The 15,922-nt window shown below is 59.0% G+C and carries 15 protein-coding genes and 1 tRNA gene; 8 read left to right on the top strand and 8 right to left on the bottom strand.

Going from position 1 to position 15,922, the window contains the following annotated elements:
- Position 1 precedes the first annotated feature (1 nt).
- From ACM6IV_RS08025 to ACM6IV_RS08005, 5 genes are all read right to left on the bottom strand, one after another.
- Entirely contained in the window at positions 2-1,600 is a 1,599-nt protein-coding gene (locus tag ACM6IV_RS08025; protein WP_414869482.1) for a ShlB/FhaC/HecB family hemolysin secretion/activation protein, read from the bottom strand.
- 59 nt (positions 1,601-1,659) lie between these two features.
- On the bottom strand, positions 1,660-2,271 hold the full coding sequence (locus ACM6IV_RS08020; protein ID WP_414869481.1) for a transposase: 612 nt from the start codon (positions 2,269-2,271) through the stop codon (positions 1,660-1,662).
- 271 nt (positions 2,272-2,542) lie between these two features.
- A complete protein-coding gene (locus ACM6IV_RS08015; RefSeq protein ID WP_414869480.1) occupies positions 2,543-3,826 on the bottom strand; it encodes a DSD1 family PLP-dependent enzyme in 1,284 nt (427 codons plus the stop codon).
- Positions 3,826-5,154, bottom strand: coding sequence for a D-arabinono-1,4-lactone oxidase (locus tag ACM6IV_RS08010; RefSeq protein WP_414869614.1), 1,329 nt, complete (start codon positions 5,152-5,154; stop codon positions 3,826-3,828). The genes ACM6IV_RS08015 and ACM6IV_RS08010 overlap by 1 nt, the downstream gene beginning before the upstream one ends.
- A 76-nt stretch (positions 5,155-5,230) precedes the next feature.
- Complete coding sequence (locus tag ACM6IV_RS08005) at positions 5,231-5,584, bottom strand: c-type cytochrome (RefSeq protein WP_414869479.1); 354 nt, start codon at positions 5,582-5,584, stop codon at positions 5,231-5,233.
- Between the two features lie 359 nt (positions 5,585-5,943).
- Between ACM6IV_RS08005 and ACM6IV_RS08000 the strand changes: the two genes are divergently transcribed.
- The 4 genes from ACM6IV_RS08000 (at position 5,944) to ACM6IV_RS07985 (ending at position 10,117) form a co-directional block, all read left to right on the top strand.
- Positions 5,944-7,569 carry an NADP-dependent glyceraldehyde-3-phosphate dehydrogenase gene (locus ACM6IV_RS08000; RefSeq protein WP_414869478.1) on the top strand — a complete coding sequence of 542 codons (1,626 nt, stop codon included), beginning with the start codon at positions 5,944-5,946 and terminating at the stop codon, positions 7,567-7,569.
- Between the two features lie 130 nt (positions 7,570-7,699).
- A complete protein-coding gene (locus ACM6IV_RS07995; RefSeq protein WP_414869477.1) occupies positions 7,700-8,050 on the top strand; it encodes a DUF3302 domain-containing protein in 351 nt (116 codons plus the stop codon).
- Positions 8,051-8,055: 5 nt separating this feature from the next.
- Positions 8,056-9,015 (top strand): HlyD family secretion protein, encoded by a 960-nt coding sequence (locus ACM6IV_RS07990; RefSeq protein ID WP_414869476.1) that lies wholly within the window; start codon positions 8,056-8,058, stop codon positions 9,013-9,015.
- A 61-nt stretch (positions 9,016-9,076) separates the two neighbouring features.
- Positions 9,077-10,117 (top strand): FUSC family protein, encoded by a 1,041-nt coding sequence (locus ACM6IV_RS07985; protein ID WP_414869475.1) that lies wholly within the window; start codon positions 9,077-9,079, stop codon positions 10,115-10,117.
- A 2-nt stretch (positions 10,118-10,119) separates the two neighbouring features.
- On the opposite strand, the gene ACM6IV_RS07980 is transcribed toward ACM6IV_RS07985, so the two are convergent.
- Positions 10,120-11,013, bottom strand: a complete 894-nt coding sequence (locus ACM6IV_RS07980; protein WP_414869474.1) for a DMT family transporter — start codon at positions 11,011-11,013, stop codon at positions 10,120-10,122.
- 150 nt (positions 11,014-11,163) lie between these two features.
- Here ACM6IV_RS07980 and ACM6IV_RS07975 point away from each other — a divergent pair, with 150 nt between their 5' ends.
- Positions 11,164-11,601: an Lrp/AsnC family transcriptional regulator gene (locus ACM6IV_RS07975; protein ID WP_414869473.1), complete on the top strand. Its 438-nt coding sequence runs from the start codon at positions 11,164-11,166 to the stop codon at positions 11,599-11,601.
- A 134-nt stretch (positions 11,602-11,735) separates the two neighbouring features.
- On the opposite strand, the gene ACM6IV_RS07970 is transcribed toward ACM6IV_RS07975, so the two are convergent.
- A complete protein-coding gene (locus ACM6IV_RS07970) occupies positions 11,736-12,407 on the bottom strand; it encodes a Bax inhibitor-1/YccA family protein (RefSeq protein WP_008081508.1) in 672 nt (223 codons plus the stop codon).
- A gap of 122 nt (positions 12,408-12,529) precedes the next feature.
- Here ACM6IV_RS07970 and ACM6IV_RS07965 point away from each other — a divergent pair.
- Positions 12,530-12,617: transfer RNA gene (locus tag ACM6IV_RS07965), tRNA-Ser, on the top strand.
- Positions 12,618-12,769: 152 nt separating this feature from the next.
- Here the strand turns inward: ACM6IV_RS07965 and ACM6IV_RS07960 are convergent.
- Positions 12,770-13,150, bottom strand: coding sequence for a hypothetical protein (locus ACM6IV_RS07960; protein ID WP_414869472.1), 381 nt, complete (start codon positions 13,148-13,150; stop codon positions 12,770-12,772).
- Positions 13,151-13,659: 509 nt separating this feature from the next.
- Between ACM6IV_RS07960 and ACM6IV_RS07955 the strand changes: the two genes are divergently transcribed.
- The gene (locus ACM6IV_RS07955) at positions 13,660-14,340 is read left to right on the top strand and encodes a class I SAM-dependent methyltransferase (RefSeq protein WP_414869471.1); all 681 of its coding nucleotides are present in this window, start codon (positions 13,660-13,662) and stop codon (positions 14,338-14,340) included.
- Between the two features lie 32 nt (positions 14,341-14,372).
- Positions 14,373-15,914, top strand: coding sequence for a class I adenylate-forming enzyme family protein (locus ACM6IV_RS07950; protein WP_414869470.1), 1,542 nt, complete (start codon positions 14,373-14,375; stop codon positions 15,912-15,914).
- The last annotated feature ends 8 nt before the right edge of the window (positions 15,915-15,922 follow it).

The following is a 15,922-nucleotide window of genomic DNA, read 5'->3' as shown; positions in this document are numbered from 1 at the left end:
GTCAGAAAGTGGCTTGAAGGTTGAAGTGCAGGCGCGATTCCTGCTTCGAGGTGTTCGGCCCTTCGAGTAGCGGATAGCCCCAGTCGAGGCTGCCGGACAGCCATTTGCTCAGGCTGGCGCGGGTGCCGAGGCCGACGCTGGCCAGGGCGTAATTGGCGTCCTGATCCGGCAGTTCGTCGCGCAGATACAGTTGCGCGCCCTCGGCGAAGGCGTAGAAACGCCAGTCCTGCATCCATGTGCCGGCGTACTTGGCCAGCGACGGCGTGCGCAGTTCCTGGCTGAGCAGCAAGCCGTCATCGCCGGTGCGTTCGGCAGCCAGATAGCCGCGCACCGAAGTGGCGCCGCCGGCGGAGAACTGTTCGTTGGAAACCAGTGGCCCCGAGGCCAACTGGAACGCGGCTTTGCTTGCGCTCTGCCAGTCGCTGTCGAAGGTCCAGGTGTAATGGGTATCGCCCTTGAGCACGGCGAAACTCGGTTTGGCGCGGTAGCGTTTGTAGTCGAAATCTTCGTCGGAACTGCCGTAGCCGAAAATGCTACGGGTGGCGGCGACCAGACTCAGGCCGAGGCCGAGCTGGCTCTTCTCGCTGTAGCGATAGCCGTTGTAGGCGAAGGTGAACGGCGCGTATTGCAGGGGGACTTTGTCGCTTTCGCCGGAGAGGGTCAGGCGTTCATCGAAGTCCTTGAAGTCGATGCCGGCCGACAGCGAATTCGACCAATTACCGCTGGAGGGCAGCGTGTAGATCGCCGACACACCGTAGCTGTGGCCCTTGCCGAGCACGTTACTGCCGCCGATGGTGGCGACATTGCTGTCGGACTGGTAACCGGAAAACTGCACGCTCCAGCGCTCCGTCAGTGGCGCGGTGTAGGAGCCCGACCAGACCTTGGCGTTGTCGGTTTCCTGCGGTGCGGTGAAAAACGTCAGGTTGACGCTATGGCCGAGCTGCCAGAGGTTGTTGTAGCCGAGGCTGGTGACGGTGCGCAGCTTTTCCGTGTCGGCGCTGTAGTCGTTGTTGAGGCCAACGCTGGCGGTCCACGGGTTCTGGTCTTCGACCTGCAAATCGACGTCCATGGTGCCGGGGCGCTGACCCTCGCGCACCAGCGGCATCACCTGGCGGCCCGGGGTCTTGTTGAGCTGTGCCAGTTCGCCCTGGACCTTGGCGAAGTCCGGTACCTCGCCTTCCTTCAGCGCCGGGACGTTGTCGCGGATATCCAGCGGCGAATAGTGTTTGGCGCCGACCACACGCACCCGGCCGACCTTGGTTTCGCTGACTTGCAGATAAACAATGCCGTCGGCCACCGCCTGCTCCGGCAGTTCGACAAATACCGATTGATAGCCGCGTTCCTGATAGGCCTTCTGCAAGGCGTCGCGCGCACCTTCGATGTCGCTCAGGGCTTTTTGCGGGCCGAGAAACGGGTACACCGCTTCTTCGATCGCCCGCGCATCGAGCACAGTGTTACCGCGCACGAAGTATTCGTTGACGTCGACCAGACGCTGGGACGCTGCGTTCTCGGCGACCTCCTCGGCCAATGCCGGCTGCGCGCCCGCCGTCACCAGCAGCCAGCCCCACAGCGCCAGCCGTGACTTGAAAATCGGTTCCACACTACCCCCTGAATTCGCGATGACCTGTTGGCGCCTCGGCGCCTTGTGTGTTGCCGCTGTCAATTGCCGACGTGCGGGGCGCAGGCGTGTTTGCCCAGCCACGTGTGCAAAAGCGCGAAGTTCAAGGAGAACTCGGGCATTTGCAGCAACGCGCCGCAGAACACTTCGCCGATGATTTTTTGAATGAGCAGCACCGCCCGTGGCTCGTTGAGCAGTGTGGCGATGTCGCGACTGAGGGCGTTGAAGCTCCAGACTTTCTGGTTCAGGCCCAGACCGACGAACCAGCGGAACAGCAAGTTGTAATTGAGCTGTTCATACAGCTGTTGCTCGCTGGGCACCGAATAGAGCAGTTGCAGGAGCAGGATGTGCATGACCGTTTGCGCGGGAATCAGCATGCCCGGCTCGCCATTGAGGTCGTGCAGGAGGTCGCGGTGGGCATCAAGCAAGTCGTCGATCTGCGGGCGCAGCAACACCAGCGAATGGCCCGGCGGAATGTAGCTGGAGACCTCTTTCAAGGCGCCCTGCCAGTCATCCTGCGAGACGATCCAGACCCACGGCGCACCGTAGCGATACACCGAAACCGGTTTCTTGCGCGCGGCTTCGACGATCTTCGACAGGCGTTGATCGAGTTCCTGCATGCCCACTTTCGAGTAGCGTTCCATAGTCCCCATTGCCTCACTCCCGGCGTCCCGCCTCGGCTTGTGAAAAGCGCCCCGTTGGGCCCCTCAAGCGCGTTACATAGGCATGACCGGACTGGCGATGTGCTACCGAACTTTTGTCATAAAAGCTTCATTACAGAATTGATCGGGATTTAACAGACACCACAAAAACCTGTGGGAGCGAGCTTGCTCGCGAAAGCGGTGTGCCAGTCAATTAGAAGGTGACTGACCGGACGCCTTCGCGAGCAAGCTCGCTCCCACAGGGGATTGGTGGTGATGCGGGTCAGGAGTAGACGGGCCAAGTCTCGACGATTTTGCCGCCGCGCACCGCCAGCAAATCGCCGAACTGCAGGAGCACGGCCTCGGTCTGGGTCGGGCGCAGGAAGACTTGATCTTCTATCGTCAGGCCGACGACGTTGGAGCCATTGACCATCTCTTGATTGGAGCTGCGTCCGTAGACGCTGTTGCTCTGTAAACCCTGGGGCGATTCGAACTCGGCCATCCAGTTACCGCCGTAGATGAAATAGGTCTGGCGCTGATTCTGATCCCACCACGAAAACAACTTCGACTTGCCATCCAGCGCCGGAATATTCGCCGCACCAGTACTTTTCAACACGGGCGTAGCGATGTAGGTCGCGGACAAATGCTCACTCAGCGAAGGCAAATCATAGTGCGTCGGTTTGAGCATCGCCGTCCCCACCGAAACTTCAGTGCTGAGCTTTTCGTTTTCATGAATGCGATAACTCGGACTGCCTGCGGTATTCAGGCACAAACCGTCATGCCACAACGCGGGAAACTGCTGGCGGGTGAAGTCGACACAGCGCTGATAAATCACCATGACCTTGGCGAACAGTTCTTCCGGCGAGCCGAGAATCCCCGGCACGCCCATGCCCACGAACGGGTCGTAACCCATGAACCCGGCGAACTCCAGATGCTGCGGGTTGGCGCTGATCAGCGCGAGCATTTGCCCCAGCGTATTCACATCACTGACGCCGCCGCGATGCAGACCGACGTCCAGCTCAATGTTGATGCGCATCCGTGTGCCCAGTCCTTGAGCCAGCGCAAGGTATTGCTGCAAACGTTCAGGACCGTCGAGCAGCCATTGCAGTTGCTTCGCGGGATCGAACGAGCCTTTGTGGGATTGATAAAACAGCTCTGCCGAGCGCACTGGCAATGGTTTGCCCAGCAGAATGTCGGACTGCGCAAATACCTGCGCATCGTGATTGAGAAACGGCTGATGGAACGACATCAATTTTTGCGTCCCGGCACGTTGGGCGATGTAGCTCAACAGTCCCGGTGACGGCAGCGACTTCTCTACCAGCCGCAGGTGTTTGCCGCCGCGCTTGACCGATTGCATCACCACGTCGATGTTGTGATCGAGACGATCAAGGTCGATCAGCAGCACCGGGCGCATCGGACCGTTTTCCTTCAGTTCTTTATTCAGTGCGCGGAAATAATCGCTGTACGGCGCGCCATGATCGCCCGGTCGTAGCCATGCTCCAGCCCCCACCAGCAAAGCGCCAACCCCCAACGCACCAAACAGAAAATTGCGTCGATTGACTGCCATCAGCTCACCCCCAGAATCGACGACAAATGCGCATTGAGAAACCGCCCGCTGGGGTCCAGCGCCTGACGCACGTCGACAAATTCGCGCCATCGCGGGTACAGCGGTTGCAGGGTTCGCGCATTCAGCGTGTGCAACTTGCCCCAATGCGGCCGGCCGTTGTACTTCCAGAAAATCGGCTCCACCGCCGCAAAGAAATTGTGATGATCCATCTGATAATGCTGATGCACCGAGATCGAACAGCTGTCGCGGCCCTCGAACATGCTCAGCGGAATATCGTCGGCCTTGACGTAGCGGTACTCGATGGGAAACCAGGTGCGCAGATCCTTATCCTGAATCAGCTTGAGGATTTCGCGCAGGCACGCCGGGCCGTGCTCAGCCGGCACCGAGTATTCCATCTCGTTGAAACGCACGGTACGTACATTGGCATAGATGTCGAACGAGTCGCCCACGCGGTCATCGAAACTGGCCAGATGGCGCAGGTTATTGAGCAGCGTGCGACGCAGGTCGGGGAAGTCGCTGCCGTACTTGTCGATCTTTTCGATCAGGGTGACGAACTCGTTGCCGCCCTCTTCTTCCGGGCTGATCGGCGGTGTGGCCGGGTCGTCGGTTTCATTGAGGGCGATGGACAAAGCGTAGTCGGAATGGGTGACGACGAGCATTTCCCAGTGCTGGTTTTCACGGGTGTTGTTGTCGATATCTTCCAGCAGCTCTTCAGTCTTGGCGATCCATTGGCGTTCGCGCAAGCGGTATGCCGGGCGGTTTTGCAGGCGAATTTTCGTGGCGACGCCGAGCGCACCAAGGGAGACGCGTGCGGCGTTGAATACTTCCGGATGGCGTTGGCTGTCGCAGTCCAACACTTCGCCATTGGCCGTCACCAGTTGCAGGCCGCAGACATGCGCCGAGCAGGACTGGAAGTTTTTGCCGGTGCCGTGGGTCGACGTGGCAATGGCACCGGCCAGAGTCTGGTAATCGATATCAGCCATGTTCTGCAGGGCCTGCCCGATGTCTTTGAGCGGCACGCCCATGCGCGACATCGGTGTGCCGGCGGCGAATTCGGCTTGCAGGGTTTTCGCGTCATGGTCGAGCAGACCGTTGAAGTAGCTCAGCGACAACAACGTGCCGTCGGTGGGCACCAACGCGCTGAAGGAATGCGCCGAGCCGACCGGTCGTATCTTGCCTTGCGCCTGCTGGATAACCGTCACCAGTTCATCGAGAGTCTTCGGTGCCAGTCGCGCTGCCGGCACGCAACTCTGCCCGCCCGACCAGTTGCGCCAGGGAATCAGCCGTGGCGCACGCATCAATTGGCCCAATGCCGGATGACTCGCCAATGCGCTGAAAGCGCCGACGATGCTTGCCCGTTGCAACAACTGACGCCGTGTCAGATCCATGGTCATGACAGGCCCCTTATTGTTGGAGCGGCTGGTCGGCCATGAAGCCGATCAGTTGCAGGAATTGTTCTTCGCTGCACTCGACGCACTGGCCCATCGGCGGCATGCCGTTGTAGCCGTTGATGGCGTGGTCGAGCAGCGTGTCCGCGCCCTGCTGGAGGCGCGGTTCCCAGGCTTTGCGATCACCGGTCAGCGGCGCGTTGGCGGCCGGATTGGCGTGGCAGAGCTGGCAGCTGTTGGCATAAATCTGCGCCAGTGCCGGGTCTTTGGGGGTGGCGTTATGGGTGGTGGCCGGGGGTTTGGGATCATCGCCGCAGCCAGACAGCGCCATGACCAAGGCCAGCAGTAAAGAGAGTCGGGTTACCCGCATGACAGCCTCGCTTGTTGTTATGACCACACCTTAAGGCAGCGACACCCGCGGGTTGAGGGCATTGCGGGACAGTGAGGGGGGCAAACGGGGCCAGGCAGGATCTACCTTGGCATCGGCTACAAATTGTGGGAGCTGGCTTGCCAGCGATAGCGGCGTGTCAGGCAATGAACGTATTGAAAGTACCGGCCACATCGCTGGCAAGCCAGCTCCCACAAAGTTTGCGGTGTTGCGGCCCGCTCTGCTGTGCGCCTTTACGTGACATTCGCGTGACATTTGCGGGTTTAAATTCCGGCGCATTCAGGCGTATAACCTGTGAAGACTTTTTGATTTGCATATGGACATCAACTCGGGGTAGCGACATGACCACAGCAAACATCCTTGGCAATCTGTTCCCTTCTGTCAGCGACATCCCGGAAAAATACCGCCTCGAAGGTCAGGTCGAGCAACGCGAATACCTCGTCGACGGCCAGTTGCGCCGTTGGGACGGCCCGCTCGCTACCGTGCGCAGCCCGGTCTATCTGAAAGGTGATAACGGCGACGAACAAGTGATACTCGGCAGCACGCCGCTGCTCGATGCCGAGACCGCCCTCACCGCCCTTGACGCCGCCGTGCGTGCCTATGATCGCGGCCAGGGCCTGTGGCCGACCATGCGCGTGGCCGAACGCATCCAGCACGTCGAAGCTTTCCTCGGTCGCATGCGCCAGCAGCGCGACGCGGTGGTGAAATTGCTGATGTGGGAAATCGGCAAGAACCTCAAGGACTCGGAAAAAGAGTTCGACCGCACCTGCGACTACATCGTCGACACCATCAATGCGCTCAAGGAACTCGACCGCCGCTCCAGCCGTTTTGAGCTGGAACAGGACACCCTCGGGCAGATCCGCCGCGTACCGCTCGGCGTCGCCCTGTGCATGGGCCCTTACAACTATCCGCTGAATGAAACCTTCACCACGCTGATTCCGGCGCTGATCATGGGCAACACCGTGGTGTTCAAACCGGCCAAACTCGGCGTGCTGCTGATCCGTCCGTTGCTCGAAGCGTTCCGCGACAGCTTCCCCACCGGCGTGATCAACGTGATCTATGGCAGCGGTCGTGAAACCGTCAGCGCGCTGATGGCCAGCGGCAAGATCGACATTTTCGCCTTCATCGGCACCAACAAAGCCGCCAGCGACCTGAAGAAACTGCATCCCAAACCGCATCGTTTGCGTGCTGCGCTGGGGCTGGATGCGAAAAACCCCGGCATCGTCTTGCCGGAAGTCGATCTCGACAATGCTGTCAGTGAAGCGGTCACCGGTTCGCTGTCGTTCAATGGTCAGCGCTGCACCGCGCTGAAAATCCTTTTCGTCCACGAAGATGTGGTCGACAGCTTTATCGAAAAATTCAACGCCAGACTGGCCACGCTGAAACCCGGCATGCCATGGGACAGCGGCGTGTCGCTGACGCCGCTGCCGGAGTCGGGCAAGGTTGATTATCTGCACGGACTGGTGGCGGATGCGCGCAGCAAGGGCGCCGAAGTGGTCAACCCCAATGGCGGTGAATCCCGCGAGTCGTTCTTCTACCCGGCAGTGCTGTACCCGGTGAATCCGCAGATGCGCGTCTATCAGGAAGAGCAATTCGGCCCGGTTGTGCCGATCGTCCCGTACCGCCATCTCGATACCGTCATCGACTACGTGCTGGAGTCGGACTTCGGCCAGCAGTTGAGCATCTTCGGCACCAACCCGGTGGCGGTCGGCCGTCTGGTCGACACCTTTGCCAACCAGGTCGGGCGGATCAACCTCAACGCGCAATGCCAGCGCGGGCCGGACACTTACCCGTTCAACGGCCGCAAGAATTCCGCCGAAGGTACGCTGTCGGTGCACGATGCATTGCGGGTGTTCTCGATCCGTACGCTGGTGGCGACCAAGTTCCAGGACAGCAACAAGGACCTGATCAGCGAGATCATTCGCGGCCGTGATTCGAGCTTCCTGACCACCGATTACATCTTCTGAGCAACTGTCACCCGGATCGTGAATAAGCAAGAAAGCGGGCGCGTGCGGTTCTGATCCAAAGTCGTCAGGCGCCCGGCAAATCAGTGTCTACACTGATGCCAGCACTGTGCTGGATGCCGGGAGCTTGCTCATGCTCGATTACTTCGCTTTAGGCGTGTTGGTGTTTGTCGGGCTCGTGCTGTTTTACGGGATCATCGTGTTGCACGACATTCCCTACGAAATTGCCGTCCATCGTAACCACCCGCATCAGGATGCGATCCATGCCACGGGCTGGGTCAGTCTGTTCACGCTGCATGCGCTCTGGCCTTTTTTGTGGATCTGGGCGATGGCCTATCGAGAAGATCGCGGCTGGGGCTTCGGTGATGGCAAATCCGTGCAAAACCACGTCGTTCGCCTGGAGCAACAGGTGGTCGAACTGCAAGGTCGCCTCGAGCGACTCGAAGCGCTGAACACCACTGCCCCCCACAACAGGGAGGGCTGAACGCCATGGATCTGCTGCTAATCCTGACTTACGCCGCGTTCTGCGTCGCACTGTTCAAGATCTTTCGCATCCCGTTGAACAAATGGACGGTGCCCACAGCCGTGCTCGGCGGCATCCTGCTGATTGGCGCCTTGATTTTCACCATGAACTACAACCACCCCTACTCCGAGGTGGCGCGCACTTACTTCGTTTCAGTGCCGGTGATTCCCGTCGTCAGCGGTCAGGTGATCGAAGTACCGGTGAAGGGTAACGAGCCGCTGGAAAAAGGTGATGTGCTGTTTCGCATCGACCCCACGCCGTTTGAAAACCGGGTGAAATCGCTGAAAGCGCAACTGGTAGCAGCCAAGGGTGATCGCTATCGCATCACCGAGTTGATCCGCCGCAACTTCGGTACCCAACGTGAACTGGATGCCGCCATTGCCCGCACCGATGATCTGCAGGCGCAACTGGATAACGCCCAGTTCGAACTGGACAACACCACCGTCCGCGCGCCGAGCAAAGGCTTCGTCACCCATGTTTCGTTGCGGCCGGGGATGATGGCGAGCAAGTTACCATTGCGTCCGTCAATGGTGTTCATTCCCGAGGAGGGTCAATACTTTGCCGCGTGGATGCGCCAGAACAGCCTGCTGCGCCTGACCGTCGGCGATGAGGCGGAAGTTGCGTTCGACGGTATTCCCGGCAAGGTCTTCGCCGGTCGGGTGAAGAATGTCATCGGTGTGATTGCCGAAGGTCAGGTGCAACCTTCCGGCACCCTGATCGGCTATACCGGTTCACCGCCGGCCGGGCGCGTGCCGGTGATCATTGAAATCACCGATCCGGACTTTGCCCGGTACAGCAAGCTGATGCCCGGCGGTGCCTACGGGCAGGCCGCTTTGTACAGTCAGCACTTTCACCATATCGGCGCGATGCGCAAAATTCTTCTGCGCATGGCAGCCTGGATGAATTACATTTTTCCTTTCCATTGACCTGATCCGCCATCACGAGAGGCCCGCACTGAGTACTTACAGCACCCATCGACTTCCGCCCTTGCTGCGCCGCGTCCTGCGACCATTGCTTGATCCCTATCGACGCTACCGGCACGCGCGCCTGATTCATGCGGTGCGCGTGGCTCTTGGGCTGCTGGCAACCATCCTGCTGACCACCGGCATCAACCTGCCACACGGCGAATGGGCTTCGGTGACCATGCTGGTGGTGATTGGCGGTTTGCAGCACCACGGCAACATTGGCAAAAAAGCCGCCGAACGCGCCATCGGTACCTTGATCGGTGCAGGCGTCGGCTTGTTGCTGGTGGCACAGCAGGCGTGGCTCGGCATGCCGTGGCTGACGTATTTTGCGATGGCGGTGGTCTGCGGTTTTTTCTCTTATCACGCGATCGGCAAAGGGGGTTATACCGCCCTGCTCTCGGCGATCACCGTGTTCATTGTCGCCGGGCATGGCGACAATCCGATCACCGACGGCTTGTGGCGCGGGGTCGATATTCTCATCGGCATCGCCCTCGCGCTGGCCTTCTCGTTCGCCCTGCCGCTCTACGCGGTGTATTCGTGGCGCTACAACCTCGCCGATGCCCTGCGCGATTGCGCCACGGTGTACGGACGGATCATCAGCGGCCAGCCGGTCAGCGCCGATGAGCACTTGAAATTGATGGGCCGACTCGGCGCGGTGATGGTGCAACTGCGCTCATTGATGCCGTCGGTGTCCAAGGAAGTGAAGGTGTCCATGACCGAGCTCGATGCGATCCAGCGCAATTTGCGCATGTGCATCAGCACCCTGGAGATCCTCGGCAACACGCGACCGGATGCCAACAACCCCGAGGCCATGGCGCATTTGCAAACGGCGCTGAAAGCCGAGCACCGGCAGATTCGCGTGCAGCTGATCGGCATGGCCCGGGCATTGAAAACCGGCGCCTCGCAACGCCTGGAGCGGCCCCTGGAGTTGTCTGAAGGCAGCCTCGATGCGCCGGTTTACAGCGCGCTGGATGGCTACCGTTTGTTGACCCGACAACTGGCGGCGAACATCAGCGAGATGCGCCAGCGCCTGGCAAAAACCGCCCCGCGCTGGAACATCTGAGATTACTGTGTGGCCAGCCGCCGAGCCTTCAGACCCCAGCCCTGTTGCATACCGGCGGCGGCCAGCAGGATAGCGGCCACGCCGACCCATTGCAGGGTCTCCAGACGATGGCCGAACGCGAACCAGTCAACGAAGATCGCGGCAATCGGGTAGATGAACGACAGCGCGCCGGTCAACGCGGTCGGCAATTTCTGTATCGCGCCGTACAGCAACACATACATCAGACCGGTGTGGACGATGCCCAGCGTGATCAGACTGGCCCAGGCGCTCGGCGCTTGCGGCAACGCACTGAAATGCGCAAATGGCGCCAGCAGCAGAACCCCGGTGCAGACCTGGATCAGCGCGATCAGATGCGGTGGCGTGCCGGTCAGGCGCTTGATGATCAGCGCTGCAATCGCATACAGAAACGCCGCACCCAACGCCAGCGCGATGCCCATCAGATAGTCGTTGCCGCTCTCACCCTGAGTGCCGTGAGCACTGACGATGGCCAACATGCCCATGAACGAAATCGCCAGCCAGAACAGCTTTTGCAGGGTGATTTTCTCGCCAAGAAACAACGCCGCCAGGCCGACCAGCATGAACGGTTGCACGTTATACACCGCCGTACCGATGGCAATCGACGCCCTTGAATAAGAGGCAAACAACAGCACCCAGTTACCGACAATCGCCATTCCGCTCAGCACCGCGAGCAGGAAGGTCGTGCGGGTCAGGATGCCCGGCCGGAGAAAGCCGAAAGCCGCGCAAATCAGCAGCAAGGTGCCGGCACCGAACACGCAGCGCCAGAACACCACGTCCAGCACTGGCTGCCCGGACACCAGCACGAACCAGCCGATCGTCCCGGATATCAGCATGGCGGCGGTCATTTCAAATGTGCCGCGACGCAGTGTGTTGTCCATCATCTATCTCCCTGAGCATTTGGCGAAAGCGTGGCAAAAGTATGCCAAGTCGACCGCACACCTCTCCAGCGCAAAAAGCAGGCTAAAATCGATAAATGCCTTTTTTATCGAGGGTGATCATTTGAAATCGCCTAATTCAGGAGTTGCCGCATGACCGACGATATTGATCAGATCCTGATCAGCGCCTTGATGGAAGATTCACGGCGATCACTCAAGGCCTTGGCGCAAATCAGTGGTTTGTCCTCGCCGAGCGTGGCCGAACGCTTGCGTCGGCTCGAAGAGCGCGGCGTTCTCAAGGGTTACACAGTGGAGATCGACCCGAAGTGTTTCGGCTATCAATTGCAGGCAATCGTCCGCGTGCGCCCGCTGCCGGGGCAGTTGCAGGAGGTGGAGCGGCAGATCCTGGCGATTCCCGAGTTTACCGAGTGCGACAAGGTGACCGGTGAGGATTGTTTTATCGCGCGCCTGCATGTGCGCTCGATGGAACAGCTGGACACCCTGCTCGACCGGCTCAATATCCTGGCGGAAACCAACACGGCCATCGTCAAGAAGACCCCGGTCAAACGTCGGTTGCCGCCCATGGCTTGAATAGTTTTTGTGCGGATTCGGCGTAAACACTGCCATTTGCATCGTGTTGATCGACGCAGCCGACTATGGCGCGCTTTCCTGCAGGCAACAAAAAACCCGCCGAAGCGGGTTTTTCGTTATTTCACCAATCGTTATCAGTCGTCGCGGCTCATGATGCCGAAGATCTGCAACAAGCTGATGAACAGGTTGTAGATCGATACATACAGGCTGATGGTCGCCATGATGTAGTTGCGCTCGCCGCCGTGGATGATGGCGCTGGTCTGGAACAGGATGCACACCGACGAGAACAGCACGAAACCTGCGCTGATCGCCAGTTGCAGGCCGCTGATCTGGAAGAAGAAGCTCGCCAGCGTTGCACCCAGCAGGACGAAGAAGCCAGCGGTGATGAAGCCACCGAGGAAGCTCATGTCCTTGCGGGTGATCAACACGTAGGCCGACAGACCACCGAACACCAGCGCGGTCATCGCGAACGCCGAGCTGACCACTTCAGCGCCGCCCTGCATGCCCAGGTAACGGTTGAGGATCGGGCCGAGCAGGAAACCCATGAAACCGGTCAGCGCAAAAGCGGACACCAGGCCCCACGCGGAGTCACGGAGTTTGTTGGTGAGGAAGAACAGCCCGTAGAAGCCGATCAGCACCACGAAAATGTTCGGGTAGCCAACGCGCATCTGCTGAGCGACGAAAGCCATGACGCCGCTGAATGCGAGGGTCAGAGCCAGTAGGCCGTAAGTGTTGCGCAGGACGCGGCTAACCTCTAGCTGCTCAGCCTGCACGCTGTTATTAACTGCGTAATCCTGTTCGCGCATGGCGACACTCCTGTTGGTTTGAAACGTTCAGTCGCAAAGATCATAACAGACGCTCTGTAACAAGCCATGCAGAGAGTTTGACAGTGTGTTTCATTCAGGTATTATGGCGCCCGCAACGCAACGGAGGTGTGGCCGAGTGGTTTAAGGCAACGGTCTTGAAAACCGTCGACTGTAACAGGTCCATGAGTTCGAATCCCATCGCCTCCGCCATATTCTGTACCGACAAAGCCCTGATTATTCAGGGCTTTGTCGTTTCCGGGGTTCGCGAAAGTTTCTGCCCTGCTCAAGGTGCTCCCTGCGCTTGATGGACGAACAGAAGATCCCACGGAGCACCCAACGAGTTTTCTTCTCAGAACCGGCTATCACTGCGCCGAACGCCGCATCTCCTCCCGAGTAGGCATGCTCCAGTCCGAGGCGCGCCTTTCATAAATAGAGTCGGGCTTTTGCTCTTCGTAGCCAAACATCAACAGGTAAAGCCCCAGCGCCAGCGCTGCCAATAGTGCCCTGCCGACCGGATCTGCATCCTTCGGCAGTCCACCGGGCCCGATTGCGACCCAGCCACCGCGAAGGTACGCAAACACGGCTTGGGTGAACCATGCCTGCGCCCCTACACAGGTCCAAAACTGACTCCACCCGCCTGTAAAGCGCCAAAAAGCGCTGACCAGGGAGGCGATGACCATGACAGCCAGGATCAAGTAACGAAAACGCTTGAGAATCCTCAGCGCACGGCTTTCCTGCTCCATATTTGCCCTGATTTCACTTAATAATTAACCGTCGATACTCCAGGTATCGGCCGATGTGGACCCAACATTAATACCAGCAAATCTTCCTCCTCTCCCGTCAGAATCAGTGGTTACTCAGGACTGGCGTACAATCGAAATAATTTCACGAGCAAAATTCAGCCCTGATACTTCTCAACCTCCACAACTACAACAAATTCTTTTTACCTGAACAATGTAACTACACCGTGACAAAAAACATACATCCCTCGCCCTGTTTCGCCTTGACAGGGTAAACCGCGCGATGGAAATATCCCTCCGCTATCGAGTCATTCGAAGTCTCGACAGTCATGGATAACTCGCAAAAATAAAAAATGAAAAGGAGTTTCATTATGTCTTGCCCTCGCCTGCACTCTCTTCTCCCCCTCTCTACCTTTTCATTTCTTCCAGGATATTTCTGATCGCACTCGACCGCACATTTTCAACTGCGCGAATTCCCGTGTGCTCACGTATATCGATGGCAGAGAATAACTATGAGAGTAGTCAACAGTTCCGTCCTGAAAGAATGGTATGACAGGGAATACAGCGCCAGCGACAACGGCGCCCTCTTCGGTGAATTGCGCGGTGAACTGAAACAGTTTCTGGATGACCTGCCCGCGGGTCCCGGCCAGGCTCTGGAGCTGGGCTGCGGCGACGGACGCAACCTTACCGCCCTGGCCCGCAAAGGCTACAGCGTGAGCGGCGTCGACATGGTCGACAGCACGGTGCAGAGTCGCAAGCACAATCCCTGGTTGCGCGAGTTGAAGTTCGAGCAGGCCGACATTCTCGATTACCTTCCGGCCGCCGATGCTTACGATGTACTGGTGTGTTCCGAAGTCCTGCACTTTTTCACTCCGGTCGAACTTCAACAGGTAATGCCGAAAATAATCGGTGCAGTCAAACCGGGCGGCTTTATATTCCTCGATCTACTGTCCGACTTGACGCGTTATTTCCAGGCAACGGGCGAACCGTTTATCTGGGACAAGGAAGCCGGATTATCCATTCTGCAAAGCGAAGGCTTCTTTGATCTCTGGCTTAGCGATTTCGAGATCTTTGCGTTCAATCATTTCTTCGACAAACAAAGTTGGCCATTGAGCAACTCGGATAACTTGCCAATTGACCCTTACACCTGGCAAGGCACCTATGTTTCGGTGTGCGCAAGAAAACGCAAGTAACCCTCAGGTCGTGCTTGAAAGGATATTGAGCGATGCAACTTTTTCATCAGGTTATCGCGAACAACGCGAGCTTATACCCGACAAAACCGGCGATCGTCCTGGATGGGGTGGCGACAACTTATCAGCAACTGCAGCAGCGAGCGGATGACCTCGCTGCCCTGCTGCCAACGCTGGGCGTCGAACCGGGTGATCGCGTAGGTTTTTACGCCCCCATCAGCGTTGACCTGACCGCCGCTTATCTGGGCGTACTGCAAGCCGGGGCGATCACTGCCGCTACCCATCACACCCTTAGCCGCGCCAAACTGATTCATCAACTCAAACATTCGGGTGCACGGCTATTGATCACCGACTGCACCGACGACCTGCCAGGTCTGATGGAAGCGGCCGGTCTGGATCTGATCCTGCTCACCGTCGCCGGGCCAAGGCTCTCAGCGCGTATTCGCCTCCTGGCCGAAGCCATCGCCACGAACCGCAAACACAACACGCGTGCCGCGCCAACACTGGCCGCCGACCCCGAGCGCAGCACTTCGATCTTTTACACCTCAGGCTCGACGTTCAATCCCAAGGGCGTGCTGGTCAATCACCGGATCATGGTGGCGGCCTCCAGCCGAGTCACCGCTTACCTGCAGAATACCCCCGACGACCGCGTCCTCAGCTACTCGACGCTGGCGTCCGACTATGGTGTCTATAACGTGATGATGCCGTTGTTCGTCGGCGCTACCAGTGTCATCGAGAGCCGGCCCGCCAGCAGCGCCGACGATGTGCTGGCGGTGGTCGAGCGCGAAGCGGTAACCGCCATGCATGTGTTTCCCCCGGTGTTTTTCCTGCTGGCCAATACCGACCCGCACTGGCAGGCACGGATCCCCAGCCTGCGCTACATCTCGAGCAGCGGCCAGGCCCTGCACACCCGGCATATCCGGCAAATCCGCCAGGCGTTGCCTCAGGTGCGAATCTTCTCCAATTACGGGCTCACCGAATGTAAACGCGTCAGTTACCTGCCGCCCGAGGAGATTGACCAGCGCCCGACCTCGGTGGGCAAACCCCTGCCCGGCGTGAGCGTTTATCTGGTGGACGACCAGGGACGGGCCATCGACCAGCCTGACCAGGTCGGTGAACTGCTGGTGACCAGTGATTACCTGATGCTGGAGTACTGGGACATGCCCGAGGCCAATGCCAAGGCGTTCGTCTACGAGGCCTTCGGTCATTCGCGGCTGTACCGCACCGGGGATTTGTTCAAACGCGACGCCGAGGGCTATCTGTATTACGTCGCCCGCAAGGACGATGTCTTCGCGCGCAACATCTGGAACGTCAATCCACGGGAAATCGAGCAATGCCTGGCCTCGCATCCGGCGGTCGCCGAAGTGCTGGTGGTGCCGGTCGCCGACGAATCGGCCGGTCATGTGCCCAAGGCCTGCATCGTCCTTGCGCCACGCCATGAGCAGACCAGCGAACAGGCCCTGCTCGATTACTGCAAGACGCGTCTGGACTGGCACATGGTGCCGGCTCATTGCGTATTCCTCGACGCCTTGCCGAAAACCGACTCGGGCAAGTTCACCACCAAAGGACTGATCTGACAGCAGGA

Source organism: Pseudomonas sp. IT-347P (assembly GCF_949768005.1).
GTDB lineage: Bacteria > Pseudomonadota > Gammaproteobacteria > Pseudomonadales > Pseudomonadaceae > Aquipseudomonas.
This window is presented reverse-complemented; position numbering and strand designations above follow the sequence as displayed.